Source organism: Corallococcus sp. AB011P (assembly GCF_003611605.1).
In the GTDB taxonomy this organism is placed as follows: Bacteria; Myxococcota; Myxococcia; order Myxococcales; family Myxococcaceae; genus Corallococcus; species Corallococcus coralloides.
This window is the reverse complement of sequence record NZ_RAVX01000004.1, coordinates 386,397-407,896: the sequence shown is the minus strand read 5'-3', so window position 1 is coordinate 407,896 and position 21,500 is coordinate 386,397. Positions and strand designations below refer to the sequence as shown.

The window sequence follows — 21,500 nt, the reverse complement described above, 5'->3', positions numbered from 1 at the left end:
GGGGCGGGGACGCCGGGTGTCCGGCAGGACACAGACGCGGTGCGCGCACGCACAGCGTCAGCTCAGCGTCACGTCCAGGAACATCATCAGCACGAAGCCCACCATCAGCCCGGCGGTGGCCTCCTTCGCGTACTCCTGGCGGTGGCTCTCGGGGATCATCTCGTCGCTGACGACGTACAGCATGGAGCCGCCCGCGAACGCGAGCGCCCACGGCAGCACGCCTGACGCGAACGACGTGGCGAAGAAGCCCACCAGCGCGGCCAAGCCCTCCACCAGCCCCGTGTAGAGCGCCACCAGCACCGCCTGCTTGCGGCTGTACGCCACGCCCATCAGCGCCAGCGCGACGACGAAACCCTCCGGGATGTCCTGCAGCCCGATACCCACGAGGATGGGCACGGCGATGGTCATGGAGCGGCTGCCCACGCCGGTGCCCACCGCCAGGCCCTCCGGGAAGTTGTGCAGCGCGATGGCCAGCACGAACAGCCAGATGCGCTTCAGGTTCGCCGCCTGTGCGTTTCCCTCCTGGCCCTTGATGAAGTGCTCGTGAGGGATGAAGCGGTTGCACAGGTGCAGGAACAGGCCACCCACCAGCATGCTGCCGCCCACCACCAGCGCGGGGACGAAGCGCGACGTGGTGCGCTCCTCCGCCAGGTGGATGGCGGGGACGACGAGCGAGAAGGCCGTGGCCGCGAGCATCACGCCCGCGCTGAAGCCCATCAGCACGTCCTTGGTGCGCTGGGAGATGCCGCCCATGGCCAGGGCGGGCACGGCGCCCAGGCTGGTGGAGAGCACGGTGACGGCGCTGCCAACGAGCGCCAGGGCGAGGGTGGACGAGCCGAAACCACTGTCGGACATGGCCCCCTCAACCTGTCGCACTCCCCTCCGCCCGGCCACCTTTTCGGCGGGGCCGGGCGCGAAGGATGCCCGCCATGGAACTGCGGTGTCCGGGAGGATGCACTCAGGGCGACAGGCGCTGCTTCTCTCGCAGGATGAGGTGCCACTCCTGGAGGTTCTTCTGGAGCGCGGACAGCCACGCGTCGATCTCCGGGTCCAGACGCTTGTCCACGCCGCGCAGGGATTCCAGGAGCGGCCGGGCGCCGGACTGGCCCAGCCGCGCGAGCCCCTCCAGCGCGGACTTGCGCACCGCGAGGTCGCTGTCGCTCCGGTACAGAGACGTGAGCGAGCGGCGCGCACCCGCGGACTCGGAGCCCGGCACACTGCCCAGCGCCTTCGCCGCCGCCGCGCGCAGGCCCGCGTCCTCCGAACGCAATTGCTGGGTGAGCTTGCGAACCACCTCCGGGCTCGCGGCCTCCATGGAGACCTCGCCCAGCAGGCGTTTGGCCAGCGCCGGGTCGTCCGTGGCCGTGGCGACCTTCACCGCCGCTTCGGCCAGCTCCGGGTTGTGGCCGAAGTAGATGCCCGCGCTCTCCGTCACCAGGTTCTCCACCACCGCCTGGCGCACCTCCGGCGCGCTGTCACGCACGAGCTGCTCGTAGGTGACGACGTCGCCGTTCTTCGCCATGAACTCCACCGACGGCGAGCCCTGGAGCGCGCGCACCGCCGCGGCGCGCAGGCCGGGGTCCGCGTCCTGGCTCGCGCGGGAGAGCAGCGGCTGGAGCAGCTCCGGCTTCTGCGCGTTGCTCGCCTTGGTGGCCAGCGCCGCGCCCACGGCCTCCAGCACGGCGGGGTCTCGCTCCTGGCTCACCGCCCGGCCCAGGGCCTCTGGCGGCATGGCGATGGCGGCCTCCTTCAGGCGCAGCCGCGCGTACTTGCGGTACGCGGGCGAGCCCGTCTTCATGGCCACGCGCACCTCGTCCAGCATGCCCTCCACCGTGCAGGCCGTCCGGGTGGGGACGGCAACGGGCGCCCCCTGCGCCAGGGCCAGGCCGGGCAGCAGCGACAGCCAGAGCACCCGGGCCTTCATCGTTCGCGAGCCCATCAGTGCGGCGCTCCTTCCTCGACCACGCAGGCGTGGTGTTCCTTCTTGCCCTGCCAGATGCGCGCGAAGTCCGTCGTGCCGGTGGCGTACAGCGCCTTGAAGTCCAGATAGTCCTGCCGTAGGCGCGGGTCCTTGCGCGCGAACTCCTCCACCAGGGGCAGGGCATCCGCGCCGGCCGCGCGCACCGCGAAGCGCAGGAAGGCCCAGCGCACGCACAGGTCATGTTCACCGTCGAAGGCGGCGCGGTACGCGGCCAGGGCCTTCTGGGGGTCTTCAGTGACGGCGAGCCGGAAGGCGGCCATCTCGCGCACGTCGCGCTCCTTGTCGGTGCGCATCACCTTCGCCAGCGCGTCGATGGAATCCGAGTCGAGCAGCGGGTCGGAGTACGACGGCATCTCCAGCGCGAGCAGCCGCACCGCCGAGTCATCCGACGTGGTGCCGATGTCCAGCAGGTCCTTCCAGTACGGCGCATACGTGCCGGTGCGCTCGTAGTCCTCCTTCATCACCCGGCCCAGCGTGCGCGTGGCCATCCACGCGGCGGAGTCGGCGGAGTCATCCATCGCGATGGCCTTGAGCCGGCCGCGCGTCTCCGGCGTGAAGCGGTGCTGCGTCTCCAGCGCGTCCAACGCGGAGGCCCGGTCCGTCGTGGCCACCGACTTGTCCTCGGCCACCGACACCAGCTTCTCCGTGACGCGCGGGTGGCGCACGGCGGGCGAGGCCTTGAGGGCCTCCAGGTAGATTGCCGGCTCTGGCGGCGCGGAGTTCATCGCCCACGCCACCAGTTGCAGCGCTCGGTCCGGGTCGTTGCCCACGAGCTCCGTCAGGCGCTCCTGGAGATAGGCCACCAGCGCTGTGTCGCGCGCCTGGATGGCGGCGGCCACGGCGGCGTGCAGCGACTCCATCGTCGCGGACCTGTCCAACGCGGCGAGCCCGTCCCAGCACCCGGGCATCGGAATCTCCTCGCGCGGGCCCGTGCGCGCGGAGGGCGGAGGCTCCGCGTTGGTGGCATTCCCGGCGGCGGCCGTGGCCATGGCAGGAGTCACCGCGACGTGCGGCGGAGGACCGGCGTCATCGCTCCCGGCCGAATCTCGCCACCACACGACGCCCAGGGCGACGAGGAGGACGAGGCCGGCGAGCGCGACCTTGAAGAGGGGACGGGAGGTCATGTCGAAGGGGGCTCACGCGGAGGAGGAAGGACGGGCGCACGCGCGCCGGACATCGGAGATGTGAAGCCGGGCAGGGGACGTACGGCCCCCGCCCGAGGACACCTGCACGCTTTGGCTACAGCGTGGGAACGCCCAGCCGGTTGGTGCAGTTGGCGTTGGTGCCGCACGTGGTGCCGACGCTGGTGTACCAGGCCGACTTGCGCGTGCCGTACTGCCGGTTGTCCGCGTGCACGTGCGGGCCAGTGGCGCTGCCCGTGCCGCCCACGAGCCCCAGCGCGCAGCGGTCGCACGTCTTCGTGCCGGAGCTGACGTTGGCGTAGAAGTGCAGCTGGCGGAAGTCCCAGCCGTTCGCGCCGGACACCACGTAGTAGTTGCCCGCGCCGCCGTTACACGTGGATCCGTAGCAGGCCGCCGCGCAGCCGCCGTAGTAGTAATAGTAGTAGTTGCCCACCAGCATGCCGCGGTGGTTCCACTCGCCGCAGGATCCGTTGCCGATATCCAGCGCCGTGTGGCTGCTCCCGGTGCAGTTGTAATAGGTGGTCGAGTTCACGTAGGCCGCCGGGTCGCAGATGGGGCCGTTCGCCGTGGCCGCCACCCCCGGACTGGCCCACGCCGCGGCGGCCAACGCCACCCCGGCGGACAGCAACGTCTTCAGCTTCATGCGGTGCTCCCTCCCGTCATCCACCCCCCCGTTTCCCCTCGAATGGGGCGGGGGTGGTGAAGCCGTAATACATGAAAAACTGGAAACCGTCTCGCGAATCGGGAATTGAGAAACACAACGATTCCAAGGGCTTCCGTGCCGCGCCGTGTCGTTTCCCGGTGTGCGACGCAACTGGCGGCAAACGTTCACGACAATCTGGAATGTCGGCGTTCTGCCGACCCTGGCGCACCGCTGCCGGGACCCTCAGGCCAGGTGTCTCCGTCACCTGGGAGAAGCGACATGACCACGATTGGCAAGCCCGGCTCGCGCACGACGTCCCCTGTCAGCACCCCGCAGCCGAAGACGCCCGCCGCGCCCGGGAAGCCGAACGCGGTGAAGGCCGCTGTCACGCAGCGGATGTCGGACGGCTTCGACTCGGGTCCCCGCGCGGGTTCGCGTCCCCAGCTGACGGAGGTCCGCACCACCGAGACGGCGCTGAAGAAGGACAAGGACGGCGGTGGCTTCCTGGGCGGAATCGGGTCGGGCATCGGCTCGGCCATCGACAAGATCGCCAAGGGCGTGGCGAAGGCGCTCGCGCCGCAGGTGAGCACGAACGCGGACGGCCGCACGGTGGTGGACCTGGGCGCGGGCAACAACACCGCGACGGTGTCGCAGAACAAGGACGGTGGGCTGACCATCAAGTCCGGCAGCGACACGGTGACGCTCACCGCGGAGCAGGCCAAGGGCGCCATCATCAACGGCGGCGCGGGCAACGACTCCATCACCGTGGACAAGAGCGTCACGCAGGACATCACCCTGGATGGCGGTGAGGGCGATGACAAGCTCACGGGCGGCGCGGGCAACGACACGCTCATCGGCGGCGCGGGCAACGACACCGTCATTGGCGGCGAGGGCAAGGACACCCTGAAGGGCCAGGACGGCGACGACTACCTGGAGGGCGGCGCGGGCGATGACCGCATCATGGGTGGCGAGGGCCGCGACGTGATGTACGGCCTGGACGGCAACGACTCCATGTCCGGCGGCAAGGGCCGGGACTACATCGACGCGGGCGCGGGCGATGACCGGGCCTACGGCGGCGAGGGCGACGACCAGGTCATCGGCGGGCGCGGCAACGACACGCTGTCGGGTGGCGCGGGCAACGACGCGGTGGCGGGCGGCGCGGGCAAGGACACCGTCCGTGGCGGCACGGGCACGGACAAGCTCTACGTGGAGGAGGGCGAGACCACCGCCGACGCGGCCGAGGGCGAGCGTGAAATCGTCGACATGACGGACGCGGACCAGCGGGGCTCCTCCGTCTCCGTGACGGGCAGCGCGGAGTTCCAGGCGCGCGTGCAGTCGGACCTGGACGCGATGCGCTCGCTGCCTTCGGGCCAGGACCTGCTGCGCACGCTGGACGACAGCGGCAAGAAGACGGTCATCCGCGAGACGTCCAGCGGCAACAGCGCGGGCGGCACGAACTTCAACGACGGCTTCATGAACGCGGACGGCACGCCGGGCAAGGGCACGGACTCGCAGGTGAACTACAACACCACGCGCATCTCGTTGGGCAGCGAGGAGTGGATGAACCGCCCGCCGGTGGTGGGTCTGTTCCACGAGCTGGTGCACGCCTCGGACATGAACAACGGCACGCTGGCGCTGGGCTCCAAGGATGGCACGCGCAACCTGGAGACCTCCGCGGTGGGCCTGCCCATCGACCTGGACCAGAACCCGGCGACGCCGGACGTGGTCCAGGGCGGACGTCCCGGAGAGAACGTCCTGCGTGACGACCTGAACCTGCCCACCCGCCCGCGCTACTAGGATTCGGGGGATGAAGACCTTCCGCCGCGCTGGTGCCATCATGGCGCTGGCAATCATCGTGGGCTGTGCGCGGGCGCCGGAGCGGCCCGCGCCCCCAGCGGAGCCAGGAGGACAGCGCGTGGCCCAGGCGGACGTGGAGCTGAAGGTGGAGTCGGTGACGCACGAGGCGGACACGCTCGCCGTCACCTACGCGGTGCACAACCGGACGCAGAAGGCCGTGCTGCTCACGGACGGCCTGTGGGACGTGGGCTTCAGCGGCCACCTCACGCTGGCACCCGAGCGGGCCTACGTGGACCTGTCCGGCGGCAAGGTGGTGCTGTCGCGGATGTTGGTGCCGGTGCCGGAGAACCTGGAGGTGGAGGCGCCGGAGGTGCCCGCGGTCAGCCGCGTGGAGCCGGGCGCCACGGCGAACCGCCGCGCGGTGGTGCCGCTTCCCCTGCGCACCGCGCTGCCGTACCCCACGGGCCCGGAGGAGACGCGCGAGCTGTCCACCGTGCGCGAGGTGTCCCTGCGCGTGGGCTACCTGCCGGACGCGGACGCCATCACGCTCAGCCAGGGGAAGGACGCGCAGGGCACGCCCATCCAGACGCCCCGGTACGGGCCGGTGGTGATGGCACAGCGGGTGTTGGACAGCGGACCCCTGCCGGTGACGGACGCGAAGTAGGGAGCCCGGGCCCTGGCGGTGGAGGACGATCGCGATGACGGCTCCGGGCCCGTCATCGTCACCGAGGACGAGCAAGGGCGCCGCTCGCTGCGCTTCGGCGACGGGGGCGCGCGCCAGAGCGTGGTGTGGCCCGGCGAGCCGCTGCGGCTGGAGCTGCCGTACACCCGCATGGCGATGGTGTCGCTGGCGTTCGTGCCCCGGCCGGAGAACATCCTCGCCATCGGGTTGGGGGGTGGCGCCATCCCCATGTTCCTGCGCGCGGTGCTGCCGGACACGCACATCGACGTGGTGGAGCTGGACGCGGCGGTGGTGGACGCCGCGAAGGAGTACTGCGGCTTCCAGGAGGACGCGCTCCTGCGCGCGCACGTGGCGGACGGGCGGGCCTTCATCGAAGCGGACGGGCCGCCCTACGACCTCATCCTCCTGGATGCATACGGAGCGGATCAGATTCCCGGGCACCTGGCCACGCGCGAGTTCCTGGGCGCGGTGCGCGCGCGGCTGACGCGAGGCGGGGCGGTGGTGAGCAACGTCTGGGAGTCCGCGGCGAACCCGCACTACGACGCGATGGTGCGCACCTACCAGGTGAGCTTCCACGGCCTGTCCGTCTTCGAGGTGCCCACCACGACCAACCGCATCCTGGTGGGGCTGGAAGGCCCGCTGCGGCTGACGCGCGAGGCGCTGGTGGAGCGGGCCCGCCGGGTGGAGCGGGAGCGCAAGCTGCCTTTCCGGTTGAGCACCCTGGTGGCGCAGCGCTACCGGCCCCTGACGCGGCGGCTGGGGCGGGGCCGGGTGTTGACGGACGCGGAACTGGGGCCCGGCGGCCTCATCCCGGAGGAGTGAGGCCGCTCTGCTGGCCAGTGAGCACAGCCCCGCCCGGCCGCGGCTGAATCAGGGGGTGGCGCTGCTAATCTTGAAGGCTCGGTACGTCAGCATCCTTTCGGGAGACGCGATGAACGGCGCGAACGACGGACGACCCGGCCAGCCCTCTGCTTCCTCCGAGGACGAGGCGACGCTGGCGGATGGCGAGTCCGATGCCGCGGGCCTGGAGGCCCGTCCGAAGTCGAAGCCCATCTACGTGTTGGAGGGCAACACGCTGAGGACGCGGCTGACGCGCGAGCTGGGCATCCACTATCCCTTCGTCGGAGCAGGCATGGCGTTCGTGTCCCTGCCTCCGCTGGTGGTGGCGGTTTCGGAAGCGGGCGGCCTGGGAATGTTGGGCACGGCGCCAGAGCCGCCGGGCGTGCTGGAGGCGCGGCTGAAGGCCATCCAGGCGGGCACGCAACGCCCCTACGGCGTGGACTTCATCGTGGACAAGGAGCCACACGGCTTCACGACGCGGGACCACGTGGACACATGCATCGCGGCGAAGGTGCCGGTGGTGGTGTTCCACTGGGCGTTGCCGCCGCGCGAGTGGATTCAAGCGCTGCAGGCCGCGGGGACGCGGGTCTGGGTGCAGGCAGGCACGGTGGAGCTGGCGAGGCAGTCGCTGGACGCCGGGGTGGAGGGGCTCATCGCCCAGGGGCGGCAGGCGGGCGGGCGCAACCTGGGCTGCACGCCGACGTTGGTCTTGCTGAAGGAATTCCGGAAGCTGACGGACGCGGTGCCGGTGCTCGCGGCGGGAGGCATCGCGGATGGGTTCAGTGCGGCGCGCGCGCTGCATCACGGCGCGGACGGCGTCTGGGTGGGCACGAGGCTGGTGGCGTCGGTGGAGGCGTACGCGCACCCGCTCTACAAAGAGCGGCTGGTGGACGGGGACGCGGGCGACACGGCGATGACGACGCTGTTCGGGCCGGAGTGGCCGGGCAAGCGCATGCGGGTGATCCGCAACCGCGTGGTGCGCGAGTGGGCGGGGCGCGAGTCGAGCGTGCCGGCGACGGCGGAGTCGGGCGCCATCGGGACGACGCGGCTGTTCCCGGGCGTGCTGGACGTGCAGTACGTGATGCCGAGGTTCAGCTCCTTCCTGCCCACGCCGGACACGCAGGGAGACCTGGAGGAGATGAGCCTCCCGGCGGGAGGCGCGAGCATGGCGCGCATCGACACCGTGCAGCCCGCGGGGCAGATCGTCGTGGAGATGATGGAGCGGGCCCGGCGGTTGTTGGAGTCGCCGGAGGGGCTGGATGAGGCGGACGAGGACGACCGGGGTTAGCGCGCCGGGAAGCGCTGTTCGAGGCGGTCTTCCCAGTCGTCCAGCGCGGAATTGGCCCCCGCGTAGTCCTTTGCGGAGCGCGCGTAGCTCGCGGACTGCGCGATCGCTTGCAGTGACTCCTTCAGCGCCTTTGCTTCTGGTGCGCCCGCGCTTCTGCGAAACAACTCCGTCCGGAGCCGCTGGATGCGCTGAAAGAGCTCCTTCTTTGCCTGTGAGGGCTTCGGAGACCTGGCGTCCACGCCCGCGTCGGTCCCAGGGGTGCCCGCGTCAGCCCCCTGGATGACTTCATGAGTCTCATGTGGGCCCGCGTCAGTCCCATGGGGGCTCGCCTCAGTCCCATGGGGGTTCGTATCGGCTGGGGTTTCGGTAGGAGGAGAAGGCACTGAGCGGAGCCGGACGATGCCAGCGCCTACGCTCAGCAGCACCAACGCGCCAAGCAGTGCCCATCCAATGCCCGGCGGTTGGCGAATGGCCTTGAGCGCTTCCTGCGTGCTGGGCGTATTGCTGTCACCCGCAGGGAGCGGGATCTCGGTCTTCGTGAGGGATGGCGCGCGAGGAGGCGAGCGCAGTGGGATGCGCTTCAATTGCTCACGCACGGCTTCGGCGGAAGGCGGCCGTGACGCGGGGTTCTTCGCAAGCAGATGGAGCACCAGGGCGTCCACTTCCTGCGGCAGTCCCGGGAGGCGCGACGAAGGCAGCGGCGGCGCCTGCTCCAGGTGCGCGAACATCACCTGGACGGACTCGCCCTGGAAGGGGCGCACGCCAGTGAGCAACTGGAACATCAGCACGCCCACCGCGTAGAGATCGGTCGCCGGCCCGACGGTGTCGCCGCGGATCTGCTCGGGCGCCATGAACTCCGGCGTGCCGATGACCATGTCGTCCGCCGTCAGCGGCTTGTCGCGCGACTCCATCAACTTCGCGATGCCGAAGTCGACCAGCTTCACGGCGGCCGGAGTCGATGGCGCTTCCACGATGAAGACGTTGGGTGGCTTCAGGTCGCGGTGCACCACGCCGGCACGGTGCGCGGCGCTCAGCGCGGAGAGCATCTGGTCCATGACCCAGACGACGGACTCCAGGTCCATGGGGCGCTTCGCGCGGACGAAATCAGAGAGCGCCCGTCCCTGGAGCAACTCCATGATGACGTAGGGGCGCTCATCCGGGAGGGTGCCAAAGCCGAAGATGTCGATGATGCCCGGATGCCGGACGGCATTGACCGCACGGGCCTCCACCAGCAGGCGCTGCACCTGCTGCTGCGACACCATCTCGATGCGCATGACCTTGATGGCGACCTGCTTGCCAATCAGCGGGTGCACGGCGCGGTACACCACGCCCATGCCGCCCGCGCCGATGCGCTCCTGGACGACGAACTCCCCCAACTGCGAACCCAACAAAGGATCCGGAGGCGTGCTGACCCGCGATGGGGGGCGCATGACCTGTGTGGCATCGCTTCGAGAGGAGCGGGGGCTTTTCATGGGGGCGCTGGCGCGCGAACCATAGGCATGCGCTCCCAATGCATTCAAACATCCGCGGGTCAGCGGATCACGATGTGGAGGATCTCCTGGGACAGGGAGACCCACAGGGTCGTGCCTGACATCGCTTTGGTGAAGAAATGATCAGAGGGGGTAGCGTGTCTTCAGCTGCTCGAACCACTTGTCCATTTCTTGGTGGAGCGCCATGCGCTCAGTGTCGGTCAGCTCCTGAGCGGCACGCTCATGGAAGTGCAGGAGCCGCCATTCCAGATCCAAAGAGCTACGAGCGCCCGCTGTCCGTCGTAGGAACTCACGGGTGAGCTGCTGCACGCGGCTCGCAAGCTGCACCTCTTGGGGCGTCGTTCTTCGCAGTTCGGGCAGGGAGCCGAGGGGATGCGGTCGCGACGGCGGCTCCGAAGGAGGCGCAGGGACAGGTTGTGGCTTTTGCTGCCCGACCAGGGCCGGTGCGGCGGCGACCGGCGCTTCGGCGGGCAATCCCCGCCATTGATCGAAGCGCCTTTCCCATTCGTAGGCACCCGTGCTGACGTCGGTCCGTTCGGTGGCGGTGCTGGCCTTGGCGGCCTGACGCATAATCCACATCAGATCGTCGAGAAGCTCCTTGGGAGGATTTCCTTTGGGGCTCGGGGCATGGATCTTGTTGAACAGTTTGGTCAGCCGGGCTGCCAGGGCCTTCTGGGTAGCATTGTCCCTGGGCAGCTCGGGCATCGCGTCACGGGGCGCGACAGGGGCTGGCGTCGGTGGTGCCGTCTGGGTCGAACCGGTTGTCCCCATGAAGGCATTGCCTTCCGACTCTGTGACATCGGTCACAGTGGCCTTGCCCTGGGCCGCTAGGGGCGGCGCTGGAGTCACAGCGGGGATGGGCTCCGGCAATGGCGATGAGGGGACCTTGGTCTTGTAAGTGATTCTTCCCGTGCGAGAGGGCTGGGAAGGTGCCCCTTCCTCGTCGGACTCGGGCTGCGCATCTTCAGCCTCCCCAGCAGGAGCTTCCGCCTTCTTGGAAGGCGCGGACCTGGTGGTGGCCACGGCCTGGGGAGTTTCCGGAGTGGTCTGCTCGACTCGAACTTCGTTCGTGGGCTCTGCTTTGGGCGTGGGCTCGAGTTCAGGCTTGGGCGCTATCTGCGTGGGGACCGCTTCCGTCGGAGCAGCCGGGCGGCTCAGCCACCACGCTCCAGCCCCCAGGCCCACGAGCAACGCCGCGCCTCCCAGCATCCAGCCCCGGTGCGTCGGACGCCGGAGGGGCTGGAGCGTCCCCGTCCCCGAGTCTTCATCATCCGCGACCACGACAGGCGCACGGGTGGGGGCACGGGCCGCGGCGGGCTTGGGCTCAGGGGCCGGGCGCTGCGTGGACGCCTTGGGCTTCAGGCCTGGGGGCCTCGCGAAGGGCTGGGTGCGCGACTCCGCGGGCACCCGCTGAAGCTGCTGCTGCACGGCCTCGGCGGAGGGTGGGCGCAGGGCGGGGTCCTTCGCCAGCAACTGGAGCACCAGCGTGTCGAGCTCTGGAGGAATGCCCTCCGCGCGCGAGGAGGGCAGCGGCGGGATCCGATCGACATGGGCGAACAGCACCTGGACGGGATCGCCCTGGAAGGGCCGCGCGCCCGTAAGCATCTGGAACGCCATGATGCCCAGCGCGTAGAGGTCCGTGGCAGGGCCCACCGTGCCGCCGCGGATCTGCTCGGGCGCCATGAACTCGGGCGTGCCCAGCACGGAGCCATCGAGGGTCGTCGGGCTCTCCCTGTTCTCCAGCAGCTTGGCGATGCCGAAGTCGACCAGCTTGATCGTGGGCGCGGCGTTCGGCGGCTCCACCATGAACACGTTCGCTGGCTTCAGGTCCCGGTGTACGACCCCCGCCCGGTGTGCCGCCCCCAGCGCTGAGAGGATCTGATCCAACATCCAGAGGACGGTGGGCACGTCCAACCGCTTCTGGTCGGACAGCAGCTCGGAGAGCGGCCGGCCCTCCAGCAGCTCCATCACGACGTAGGGGCGCCCATCCGGAAGCTTGCCGAAGCCGAAGATGTCGATGATGCCCGGGTGCCGGATGGCATTCACCGCACGGGCTTCCACGAGCAGCCGCTCATGCACCCGGGGGGAGACGAGCTCCGCGCGCAACACCTTGATGGCGGCCTGCTTCCCGATGAGGGAATGGGTGGCCCGGTAGACGACCCCCATTCCTCCGGCGCCGATCCGCTCCTCGACGGTGAAGTCACCAATCTGTGACGAGAGCAGCGGATCCACGAGAGGCGTGGTGTCCGCCGACGCGGTCTTCCGCAGGGTGAGCGTCGCCCCGTCGGGAATGGAAGGACGGTGGGTTTTCATGAGGGGAGTTCGCGCGGACCATAGCCGCCCATTTCCCCTGATTCCAAACAACCCACCAGCATGGGGCGGCGGGTCGTGAATGACTGCCGGGATGTAAAATCATACCCGCCAGCGATTGGCTCCCGCTCACTTCGGGAAGCGCGACGTCAACCGTTCCTGCCACGCGTCTAGCGCTTGGTACACCTCCGTGCGCTCGACGGCGGTCGTGGCGTTCGCCGCGGACCGGTAGATCTCCACCAACTGCTTCGTAAGGTCTGGAGCGACGTCCTGGCCCTTCGTGCGTTTGCGCAGCTCCGCGACCAGCCTGTCCAACCGCTGGGCCAATCGCTGCTCATACCCACTGGTCCGGGGCAGGGTGGGCAGCGCGGGCAGCACGAGCGGCGGGACCTTGGGCATCTCCGGGACGACGACCACGGGCGGCGCGTCATGCAAGGCGATGCGCTGCGCCAGCTCCTTCTCGATGCCATCCAGCGCCATGTGGATCCGCGCGCGCTCGGCCTCCGTCGTCGCGTCCGCGGCGGCCCGGTACTGGTGGATCAACTTGCCGCGCAACGCTCCTTCCTCGTCCACGTCCTTCGCTCGCGCCCGCTGTTGCTTGAACAACCCGGACAGCCGCCGCGCCAGCTTCTTCTCCGACGCCGTCGTGAGCGGCAGCGGAGGCAGTCCTGTCTTCACCTCCGTTTCCGTCTCCGGCGCCTCTTCCTCGAGTGCCTCGGGCTCAGGCTCGGCTGTCACGACCGGATCCGGAGCGGGTGGCACCACCGGATCCGGCGCCTTCACCACGGGCGGGACCGGCATGGGCAGACGCTGCTCCAGCTTGGGAGGTGTCTCCGCGGGCCGCGTCATCCACCAAAGCCCCGCGCCCAGCAGCGCCACCCCCGCGACCGCCGCCGCCGCGAGCGGTGCCACCTTCCAGCGATCCGCGAGCCCCGGCGGCCGGGGCGCCGCCGGAGACGTGGGCTCCTCCCGCTTCGGCTCCACCGCCACGGAAGGTCCCAGCGCATCCGGAGGCCGCTCCAGGGACAGCGCCTTCAACCTCTGCCGCACCTCCTCCGCGGATGCAGGCCGCTTCGCCGGAGCCTTCTCCAACAACTGGAGCACCAGCGCGTCGAGCTCTGGCGGAATGCCCTCCACCTTCGACGAGGGCGGCGGCGGTGCCTGTTCGACGTGCGCGAACAACACCTGCACGTTGTCTCCCTGGAACGGACGCGCGCCGGTGAGCATCTGGAACGCCATCACGCCCAGCGCATACAGGTCCGTGGCAGGGCCCACCGCGCCGCCGCGGACCTGCTCCGGCGCCATGAAGTCCGGCGTCCCCAGCACGGATCCGTCCGCGTGCGTCAGTCCCTCTTGCGACTGCAGCACCTTGGCGATGCCGAAGTCGACCAGCTTGAGCATGGGCGCCGCGTCCGGCCGCTCCGCCATGAACACGTTCGCCGGCTTCAGGTCCCGGTGCACCACGCCCGCCCGGTGCGCCGCCCCCAGCGGCGAGAGGATCTGATCCAACATCCAGACCGCTGTCCCCACGTCCAGCCGCCCCCGCGAGCGCAACACCTCCGCGAGCGACTGGCCCTGGAGCAGCTCCATCACCACGTATGGCCGACCATCCGGCAACGACCCGAAGTTGAAGATGTCCAGGATGCCCGGATGACGGATGGCGTTGACCGACCGTGCTTCCACCAGCAACCGCTGCGCCTGCTCCGGCGACATCAACTCCGCGCGCAACACCTTGATGGCGGCCTGCTTGCCAATGATGGGGTGCTCCGCCCGGTACACCACCCCCATCCCACCCGCGCCAATGCGCTCCTGGATGATGAACTCACCCAGCTGCGCCCCCAGCAGCGGATCCGCCTTTGGCGCCGTGGGTGCCATCGCCACCGGCACCTCCCGCTCCGTCAGCGCCCGGTGTGCCCCCGTCTCCGGAATTCTTCGCGTCTTCATGGAAAAGCTCGTTTTGCGGTGACAGTACCGTGAGCCCGGGACGCCGTCGCGTGCCCTGAGGACTTGCCGGTTGTTCGCTCGTTCGACAGGCGACGCGGAGGTCCCCTTACTTCCAGTGAGCCGGTCCTTTTCCTCCCTGTTACCTCCGGAGGAATCCCTCATGGCGACGCCCGCCAAGGCCCGTCATGTGGATGTTGAGGGCTCGGGACTTCCGTGGATCCCCTGGACGTAATGCTCAGCGCGGGAAGCGCGCCGTCAGCCGCTCCTGCCACGCATCCAAGGCCTGATGCACGGTCATGCGCTCGGTGGCGGTCGTGGCGTTCGCCGCGGCCTTGTAGATGTCCACCAGCTGCTTCGTGAGCTCCGGCGCGACGTCCTGGTTCTGCGTGCGCTTGCGCAGCTCCGCCACCAGCTTGTCCATGCGCTGGGCCAGCCGCTGCTCGGAGGCATTGCCCTGGGGCAGGGTGGGGAGCTTGGGAATCACGAGCGCCGGAACCTTGGGCGGCTCAGGGGGAGCGACGACGGCGGCGGGCACCGGGGGCGCGTCGTGCAGCGCGATGCGCTGGGTCAGCTCCTTCTCGGTGTCATCCAGCGCGACATGGATGCGTGCACGCTCGGCGTCCGTCGTCGCTTCCGCGGCGGCCCGGTACTGCTGGATCAGCTTGCCGCGCAGTGCTCCCTCCGCATCCACGTCCTTCGCCCGCGCCAGCAGCAGCTTGAACAGACCTGCCAGCCGCTGCTCCATCTTCTTCTCGGAGGCAGTCCCCGCCGGCAACGGTGGCAACTTCGTGGACTTCGCCAGGGTCGCTGTCGCGGTCTCCGCCTCCGCGGACGCTTCTTCCTCGATGACCTCGGGCGGCTCCTCGACAGGGGCCTGCGTCGCAGTGACCGGCGGCGGTTCCACCGGAAGCGTGGGCCTCGTGTCCACCATCACCGGCTCGGAAGGTCGCGGCGGCGCAATCACTTGCGTCTGCTCCGCCTTCCGCGCCTGCATCCCCAACCCGTAACCCACTCCCAGCAGCGCCACCCCGGCAACCGCCGCCACCGCGATGGACACCCCGTTCCGGCGAGGCGGAGCCACGTTGGCCGTGGGCACCTCCGGAACAGCCCGTGACTCGACACTCGACGGCGGTGCAGCCTCCGGCTCCACGTTCACGGATGGCACGGGCGGTCGCGCCAGCCCGCGGAGCTTCAGCCTCACGGCGGTCGCGGTCGCGGGCCTCTTCGCTGGCGCCTTCTCCATCAACTGGAACACCAGCTCATCGAGCTCCGGCGGAATCCCCTCCACCCGCGACGACACCCGGGGAGGGACCTGCTCCACGTGCGCGAACATCACCTGCACGTTGTCACCCTGGAACGGCCGGGTGCCCGTGAGCATGTGGAACGCCATCACTCCCAGCGCGTACAGGTCCGCGGCCGGGCCCACCTCGCCGCCGCGGATCTGCTCCGGGGCCATGAAGTCCGGCGTCCCCAGCGTGGAACGGTCTGCCCGAGCAAGCGCGTCGTGCTCCTGCATCACCTTGGCGATGCCGAAATCCACCAGCTTGATCAGCGGCGCCGCGTCCGGCTGCTCCATCAGGAACACGTTCGCGGGCTTCAGGTCCCGGTGCACCACCCCCGCCCGGTGCGCGGCCGCCAGCGCGGCCAGGACCTGCTCCAACACCCAGGCCGTGGTCCCCACGTCCATCCGGCCCCGCTCGCGCATCCGGTCCGCGAGCGACTGGCCCTGGAGCAGCTCCATCACCACGTACGGCCGGCAGTCCGGCAGCGTCCCGAAGTTGAAGATGTCCAGCACGCCCGGATGCCGGATGGCGTTCACCGCCCGCGCCTCCACCAGCAGCCGCTGCTCCTGCTCCGGGGACACCAGCTCCGCGCGCATCACCTTGATGGCCGCGTGCTTGCCAATCAGCGGGTGCTCCGCCCGGTAGACGACCCCCATCCCTCCCGCGCCCACGCGCTCCCGGATGATGAACTCGCCAATCGTCGACCCCACCAGCGGATCCACCGACGGCGCTGGCGCCGCCGGGACCTCCTCGTCCGTCACCACCTCCGGTGACCCCGCTTCTGGCAATCGTCGGCGTTCATGGGAGAGCCCGTCTGGGGCCATGGTATCGGGCCATCGCCATGACGTCGCGCGTCCAAGCGAGCCATCTGCCCGCTCGCCCGCCGACCTATCCTCGCTGATCAGAGAATCCAGTTCTCCAGAGCGAAAAATGCTGATCCGTGGAGGGGGCCCGGCCTCAAGGAAACGGGGGTGACCCGTTGTAGAATCAGGTCCGTCCTCACCTGGACGTTCCCGGGTCGCGCTTCCGGATCCCTGCTCCCCAGGGACCGCACCCGAGGGGGAACATGGCACCGGCATACGACGCCCTGGTCATCGGCACCGGGTTTGGCGGGGCGGTGGCGGCCTGTCGGCTCGCGCAGGCGGGTTTGTCCGTGCGCGTGCTCGAGCGCGGCCTGCGCTACCCGAAGGGCAGCTTCCCTCGCGACTTCGAGGACCCTCGCAACGGCTGGCTGTGGCAGCACCGGCAGGGGCTCTTCGACATCAAGCTCCTCAAGGGGATGAGCGTGGTGCAGGCCGCGGGGTACGGCGGCGGCTCGCTCATCTACGCCAACGTGCACCTGCGCCCGCCGCCGGACGTGTTCGCGTCCGGGTGGCCGGAGGGCTTCAGCCGGGAGTCGTTGGATCCGTACTACGACCTGGTCGCGCACATGATGGACGTGCAGCCCATCACCGCCTCCGCGCGCGGCCTGCCGCCCAAGACGAAGCGGATGCAGGAGGTGGCGAAGAAGCTGGGCCGCGAGGCGCAGTTCTTCTACCCGAACCTCGCCGTGCGCTTCGCCCCCGCGGGCGAGCCCCTGCCCAACAAGTTCGGCGTGCTCCAGGAGGGCTGCAACTACTGCGGCGAGTGCGACATCGGCTGCAACCGCCGCGCGAAGAACACCCTGGACCTGAACTACCTGGCCGTCGCCGAACAGCGGGGCGCGGAGGTCACCACGCAGGCGGAGGTCACCCGCATCGAGCCCCTGTCGCCGGGCTATCGCGTCACCTTCACCGACCACGCGAGCGCCGGCATGCAGCGCACCGTGGACGCCCGCCGCGTCTTCCTGTGCGCGGGCGCGGTGAACTCCACGGAGCTGCTGCTGCGCAACCGCGACGTGCTCGGCACGCTGCCGGACCTGAGCGCTCGGCTGGGCACGCGCTATTCCGCCAACGGGGACTTCCTCGCCTTCGCCTTCGACACGAAGGAGCCGTGGGATCCGGCGGTGGGCCCCACCATCACCACCGGCATGGTGGTGGATGAAGGCCAGGGCAAGGACAAGACCTGGTTCCTCTTCCAGGAGGGCGGGCACCCGGTGCAGGCCGCGGGGCTGATGGTGGCCATGGACCCCGACCGCGCCATGTCGCTCCCGGCGGACCTGCTCCAGCGCGAGCTGGTGAAGGTGCTGCGCACGCGCTCCAAGGAGATGGCCGCCATCGAGAACGAGCGCGGCCGCTTCCAGGCCGTGTTCCTGGCCATGGGCCGGGACAAGTCCAACGGCCGGCTGACGCTGTCCCCCATCACCCGCGAGCTCCAGGTGCAGTGGGACGTGCCCGCGAACCTGCCGCTGTACCGCACGCAGGAGCAGCTCTGCGAGGACGTGGCCCGCGCGCTGGGCACGCGCGCCGCCTACAACCCGCTGTGGGAGCGGCTGCACCTGCCGGTGTCCGTGCACAACCTGGGTGGCTGCGCGATGGCGGAGGAGCCCGCGTACGGCGTCCTCAAGCCCGACGGCCAGGTGCACGGCTATCCCGGCCTGTACGTCATGGACGGCGCGGCGCTGCCGGTGGGCGTCGGCGTCAACCCGTCCTCGACCATCGCCGCGGTGGCGGAGCTCAACGTGGAGCGGGCCATCCGCGAGGCGAAGGACGCGCCGGGCTGGGTGGCGCCGGAGCGCGCGCCCATGAAGGCCGCGCCCGCGTACCCGCCTCGCGTCAGCCTGCGGATGATGCCGGAGGTGGAGGCGGTGGCCCCGCCGGTGGTGCCGGGAACGGATCCGCTGGGCGACGTGGTGATTCCTGTCGGCGGCACGGTGGTGTCCCCCACGCCGGTGGTGGGCCTGCGCTTCACGGAGCGGATGAAGGGCTTCCTCCAGCCGAACCACCCGTCGCCGGAGGACTTCGCCGGGGCGGCGCGCGCGGGCCAGCGCGCGGGGCAGACGGCGGAGTTCGTCGTCACCATCACGCTGCCCAACCTGGACCGCTTCCTCGCGGAGGAGTCCCACGGCGGCATCGTGCAGGGCACGCTGCACGTGCGCGGCTTCACGCCGCCCGGGGGCGCGCCGGTGGAGAACGGCGTCTTCAACCTCTTCGTGGGCACGGAGCGCTTCTACGAGCGGCGCATGCTGTACCTGATGCCCTTCACCGGCGTGGACGGCCAGCCGTATCTCCTGGATGGCTACAAGGAGGTCAACGACGACGCGGGCTTCGACGTGTGGAGCGACACGTCCACGCTCTACACCGTGCTGCGCAAGGGGCACGAGCGCACCGGCCCCATCGTCGCCACCGGCATCATCCGCCTGCACCTGCCGGACTTCCTCCAGCAGCTCACCACGTTCTCCGTGCTGGGCACGTCCTCGCCGCTGAAGCAGGCGGACGCGATGCGGCGCTTCGGCGGGATGTTCATGGGCACGCTCTGGGACGTCTTCGCCCGCGCGAAGTTCGACTAGGGGGGAACACATCGTGGGCATGGCGAAGAAGTACGACGTGGTGGTGGTGGGCTCCGGGTTCGGTGGTTCCATCACCGCGCTCCGGCTGGCGCAGGCGGGCAAATCCGTGGCGGTGCTGGAGCGGGGCCGCCGGTACAACCCGGGCCAGTTCCCCCGGGACGTCACGCGCGCGGACGAGCTGCTCTGGCGCCATCCCATCCGCCCGGAGGCGCGCGGGCTCTACGACGTGCGCTTCCTGTCCGGCATCGGCACGGTGACGGCGAGCGGCGTGGGCGGCGGGTCGCTCGTCTACGCCAACGTCCACGTGCGGCCGGACCCCGTCGTCTTCGACCATCCGCGCTGGCCCCGGGGCTTCAGCCGCGAGGCGTTGGATCCGTATTACGACAAGGTGGCGAGCGAGCTGGACGTAAGCCCGTTCCCCGCGTCCATCCCGCTGAAGAAGCGCGACCTGTTCCAGCAGGCCGCGCGGCGCATGGGCCGCCAGACGTTCGACCCGGACGAAGCCGTGTCCTGGACGGAGCCCTCCGCTCCGGGCCGCAAGGCGTGCCAGCGCTGCGCGGAGTGCGAGTTCGGCTGCCAGTACGGCGCGAAGAACACCCTGGACCTCACCTACCTGGCGCGAGCGGAGAAGCTGGGCGCCACGGTGTGGCCGGGCCTGTCCGTGTCCCACGTGCAGCGCGTGGCGGGCGGCTACCGGGTGCACTTCAAGGACCTGGCCACTGGAGAGAAGACGTCCGTGGAGGGCAGCCGCGTGGTGCTGTCCGCCGGGGCGCTGGGCACGGTGGAGATCTTGCTGCGCAGCCGCGACCGGACCCGCACGCTGCCGCTGGTGAGTGATTGGCTGGGCAGGGGCTACTCCGGCAACGGCGACTTCCTGGGCTCGATGCACGGCAGCCGCGAGGAGATCCTCCCGTGGGAGGGGCCGGACGTGGCCACGGTGATGCGCTTCTTCGACGCCGCGCCGCGCTTCACCATGGTGACGGCCACGTTCAACCGGCCGGCGACGGCGGTGCTCGCGGGGATGGGGCAGCCGCAGCTGGGGCTGCTGGGCGGCGTGGGGGCCCCGCTGTGGCCCAAGCTGTGGCCGCTGCTGCACGGCGCGTTCGCCAAGGGGCTGTTCAACAAGCCGCTGGGCACCGGCGTGGATCCGGCGCGCACGAGCAACCTGTTCGCCATTGGCCAGGACAATGCCAATGGGCACATGGTGCTCAAGGGCGACCGGCTGGACATCGAGTGGGACTACGCGAACGAGAACGTGGCGCTGGTGAACCGCATGACTTCCGCGATGCAGGAGCTGGCGTCGCAGTACGGCGGGACGTTCGCGCCGCTCGTCACGTGGGAGCTGTTCCGCCGGCCGTTCACGGTGCACTCGCTGGGCGGGGCGCACCTGGCGGAGTCGCCGGCCCGAGGCGTCGTGTCGACGGAGGGCGAAGTGTTCAACTACCCCGGACTGTACGTGGCGGACGGCTCCGTCATCCCCACGTCCATCGGTTTCCATCCGGTGATGACCATCAGCGCGGTGGCCGAGCGCATCGCGGAGGCGGTGGCCCATGGCTTTTGATTATCGAAGCAGCGCGGCGGTGTTCCGGACGCGGTCCCAGGATGTGACGCTCCAGGGCCTGCCCATGGCGGAGCGGTACGACTTCCTCGCGGGCGACGGCGTGCCCCTCAAGCTCACCCGCTACGTGGGGGGCACGAAGGGGCCGGTGCTGCTGGTGCACGGCGCGGGCGTGTGGAGCGGCATGTTCATGCTGCCCACGCTGAAGGAGAACTTCGTCCAGTACCTGGTGCGCCACGGCTACGACACGTGGCTCCTGGACTGGCGCGCCAGCGTGCAGCTGCCCCTGCGCCAGTTCACGCTGGACGACGCGGCGGACCACGACATGCCGGCGGCGGTGCGGCGCATCCGCGAAATCACCGGCGCGGAGTCGCTGCAGGCGGTGGTGCACTGCGCGGGGTCCGCGGCGTTCTTCATGTCCATGGCCGCGGGCCACCTGCCGGACGTGCGCACCGTGGTGGCGTCGCAGGTGGCGCTGCACCACCACACGCCGGCCTCCACGCGCTTCAAGGCGCTCCTGCGGGTGCCGGAGCTGCTGGACGCGGGGCTGGATTCGCTCACGCCGGATGACGCGTCCCGCACGCCACTGTTCCAGGCGGCCTTCACGAAGGTGTCCAGCTTCCTGCGGATGGAGTGTGACAGTCCGGTGTGCCACCGGCTGTCGTTCATGTACGGCCGGCTGTACCGGCACGCGCGCCTCAACCCGGAGACACACGCGCGGCTGGAGGAGCAGTTCGGCAGGTGCAACCTGCTGACGTTCCGGCACCTGGGGCAGATGTCGCGCGGCGGTCACGCGGTGAAGTTCGACTACGGCCGCGCGGAGAACCTGCGGCGCTACGGGCAGGCCCGGCCGCCGGACTACCTGGATCCGGAGCCCTTCCAGCGGCCCATCACGTTCGTCTCCAGCGAGCAGAATCGCACGTACCTGCCGTCGTCCACGGAGCGCACCTTCCAGTGGCTGCGCGAGGCGAACGGCGCGCGCTGGTACCAGCGCCGCATGCTGCCGGGTTACGGACACCTGGACACCTTCATGGGCAGCACCGCCGCGGAGGACACGTATCCGGTGCTGCGCGAGGCGCTGGAGTTCCAGCCCCGCTGACAGGCCGCCACCGTCC

At 70.0% G+C, this 21,500-nt stretch carries 15 protein-coding genes; 7 read left to right on the top strand and 8 right to left on the bottom strand.

Annotation, left to right across the window (positions count from 1 at the left end; genetic code table 11):
• Positions 1–57 precede the first annotated feature (57 nt).
• The 4 genes from D7X30_RS14895 to D7X30_RS14880 form a co-directional block, all read right to left on the bottom strand.
• On the bottom strand, positions 58–855 hold the full coding sequence (locus tag D7X30_RS14895) for a ZIP family metal transporter (protein ID WP_120563574.1): 798 nt from the start codon (positions 853–855) through the stop codon (positions 58–60).
• A gap of 103 nt (positions 856–958) precedes the next feature.
• Positions 959–1,939 carry a HEAT repeat domain-containing protein gene (locus D7X30_RS14890; protein WP_120563573.1) on the bottom strand — a complete coding sequence of 327 codons (981 nt, stop codon included), beginning with the start codon at positions 1,937–1,939 and terminating at the stop codon, positions 959–961.
• Positions 1,939–3,105 (bottom strand): HEAT repeat domain-containing protein, encoded by a 1,167-nt coding sequence (locus D7X30_RS14885; protein ID WP_120563572.1) that lies wholly within the window; start codon positions 3,103–3,105, stop codon positions 1,939–1,941. The genes D7X30_RS14890 and D7X30_RS14885 overlap by 1 nt, the downstream gene beginning before the upstream one ends.
• 115 nt (positions 3,106–3,220) lie before the next feature.
• Positions 3,221–3,766, bottom strand: coding sequence for a peptidase M23 (locus D7X30_RS14880; protein ID WP_120563571.1), 546 nt, complete (start codon positions 3,764–3,766; stop codon positions 3,221–3,223).
• 279 nt (positions 3,767–4,045) lie between these two features.
• On the opposite strand from D7X30_RS14880, the gene D7X30_RS14875 reads away from it, so the two are divergent.
• From D7X30_RS14875 to D7X30_RS14860, 4 genes are all read left to right on the top strand, one after another.
• Positions 4,046–5,563: a M91 family zinc metallopeptidase gene (locus D7X30_RS14875; protein WP_120563570.1), complete on the top strand. Its 1,518-nt coding sequence runs from the start codon at positions 4,046–4,048 to the stop codon at positions 5,561–5,563.
• Between the two features lie 10 nt (positions 5,564–5,573).
• Positions 5,574–6,227 (top strand): hypothetical protein, encoded by a 654-nt coding sequence (locus D7X30_RS14870; RefSeq protein ID WP_120563569.1) that lies wholly within the window; start codon positions 5,574–5,576, stop codon positions 6,225–6,227.
• An 18-nt stretch (positions 6,228–6,245) separates the two neighbouring features.
• Complete coding sequence (locus D7X30_RS14865) at positions 6,246–7,067, top strand: spermidine synthase (RefSeq protein WP_120563568.1); 822 nt, start codon at positions 6,246–6,248, stop codon at positions 7,065–7,067.
• Between the two features lie 70 nt (positions 7,068–7,137).
• Positions 7,138–8,373, top strand: coding sequence for a nitronate monooxygenase family protein (locus D7X30_RS14860; RefSeq protein WP_233591564.1), 1,236 nt, complete (start codon positions 7,138–7,140; stop codon positions 8,371–8,373).
• On the opposite strand, the gene D7X30_RS14855 is transcribed toward D7X30_RS14860, so the two are convergent.
• The 4 genes from D7X30_RS14855 to D7X30_RS14840 all read right to left on the bottom strand — a co-directional run bounded on the left by D7X30_RS14855 (position 8,370) and on the right by D7X30_RS14840 (position 16,188).
• Positions 8,370–9,803: a serine/threonine-protein kinase gene (locus tag D7X30_RS14855; protein ID WP_233591562.1), complete on the bottom strand. Its 1,434-nt coding sequence runs from the start codon at positions 9,801–9,803 to the stop codon at positions 8,370–8,372. The two genes, D7X30_RS14860 and D7X30_RS14855, sit on opposite strands and share 4 nt — an antisense overlap.
• Before the next feature lie 183 nt (positions 9,804–9,986).
• Complete coding sequence (locus D7X30_RS14850) at positions 9,987–12,176, bottom strand: serine/threonine-protein kinase (RefSeq protein WP_120563565.1); 2,190 nt, start codon at positions 12,174–12,176, stop codon at positions 9,987–9,989.
• Positions 12,177–12,302: 126 nt separating this feature from the next.
• Positions 12,303–14,117, bottom strand: a complete 1,815-nt coding sequence (locus D7X30_RS14845) for a serine/threonine-protein kinase (RefSeq protein WP_120563564.1) — start codon at positions 14,115–14,117, stop codon at positions 12,303–12,305.
• Positions 14,118–14,352: 235 nt separating this feature from the next.
• Positions 14,353–16,188: a serine/threonine-protein kinase gene (locus tag D7X30_RS14840; protein ID WP_233591561.1), complete on the bottom strand. Its 1,836-nt coding sequence runs from the start codon at positions 16,186–16,188 to the stop codon at positions 14,353–14,355.
• Between the two features lie 278 nt (positions 16,189–16,466).
• On the opposite strand from D7X30_RS14840, the gene D7X30_RS43620 reads away from it, so the two are divergent.
• The 3 genes from D7X30_RS43620 to D7X30_RS14825 are packed head-to-tail and all read left to right on the top strand — an operon-like array spanning position 16,467 to position 21,484.
• Entirely contained in the window at positions 16,467–18,827 is a 2,361-nt protein-coding gene (locus D7X30_RS43620) for a GMC oxidoreductase (protein WP_120563562.1), read from the top strand.
• A gap of 19 nt (positions 18,828–18,846) precedes the next feature.
• Positions 18,847–20,388 carry an FAD-dependent oxidoreductase gene (locus tag D7X30_RS14830; RefSeq protein ID WP_120563561.1) on the top strand — a complete coding sequence of 514 codons (1,542 nt, stop codon included), beginning with the start codon at positions 18,847–18,849 and terminating at the stop codon, positions 20,386–20,388.
• Positions 20,378–21,484 carry an alpha/beta fold hydrolase gene (locus D7X30_RS14825; RefSeq protein ID WP_120563560.1) on the top strand — a complete coding sequence of 369 codons (1,107 nt, stop codon included), beginning with the start codon at positions 20,378–20,380 and terminating at the stop codon, positions 21,482–21,484. Before D7X30_RS14830 ends, D7X30_RS14825 begins: the two co-directional genes overlap by 11 nt.
• The last annotated feature ends 16 nt before the right edge of the window (positions 21,485–21,500 follow it).

Excerpts from the sequence above, each read along its gene's own strand:
- D7X30_RS14895 (WP_120563574.1), bottom strand. The coding sequence starts at position 855 with ATGTCCGACAGTGGTTTCGGCTCGTCCACCCTCGCCCTGGCGCTCGTT.
- D7X30_RS14855 (WP_233591562.1), bottom strand. The coding sequence starts at position 9,803 with ATGCGCCCCCCATCGCGGGTCAGCACGCCTCCGGATCCTTTGTTGGGT.
- D7X30_RS14880 (WP_120563571.1), bottom strand. The coding sequence starts at position 3,766 with ATGAAGCTGAAGACGTTGCTGTCCGCCGGGGTGGCGTTGGCCGCCGCG.
- D7X30_RS14850 (WP_120563565.1), bottom strand. The coding sequence starts at position 12,176 with ATGAAAACCCACCGTCCTTCCATTCCCGACGGGGCGACGCTCACCCTG.
- D7X30_RS14885 (WP_120563572.1), bottom strand. The coding sequence starts at position 3,105 with ATGACCTCCCGTCCCCTCTTCAAGGTCGCGCTCGCCGGCCTCGTCCTC.
- D7X30_RS14890 (WP_120563573.1), bottom strand. The coding sequence starts at position 1,939 with ATGGGCTCGCGAACGATGAAGGCCCGGGTGCTCTGGCTGTCGCTGCTG.
- D7X30_RS14830 (WP_120563561.1), top strand. The coding sequence starts at position 18,847 with ATGGCGAAGAAGTACGACGTGGTGGTGGTGGGCTCCGGGTTCGGTGGT.
- D7X30_RS14870 (WP_120563569.1), top strand. The coding sequence starts at position 5,574 with ATGAAGACCTTCCGCCGCGCTGGTGCCATCATGGCGCTGGCAATCATC.
- D7X30_RS14875 (WP_120563570.1), top strand. The coding sequence starts at position 4,046 with ATGACCACGATTGGCAAGCCCGGCTCGCGCACGACGTCCCCTGTCAGC.
- D7X30_RS43620 (WP_120563562.1), top strand. The coding sequence starts at position 16,467 with ATGGCACCGGCATACGACGCCCTGGTCATCGGCACCGGGTTTGGCGGG.
- D7X30_RS14825 (WP_120563560.1), top strand. The coding sequence starts at position 20,378 with ATGGCTTTTGATTATCGAAGCAGCGCGGCGGTGTTCCGGACGCGGTCC.
- D7X30_RS14845 (WP_120563564.1), bottom strand. The coding sequence starts at position 14,117 with ATGAAGACGCGAAGAATTCCGGAGACGGGGGCACACCGGGCGCTGACG.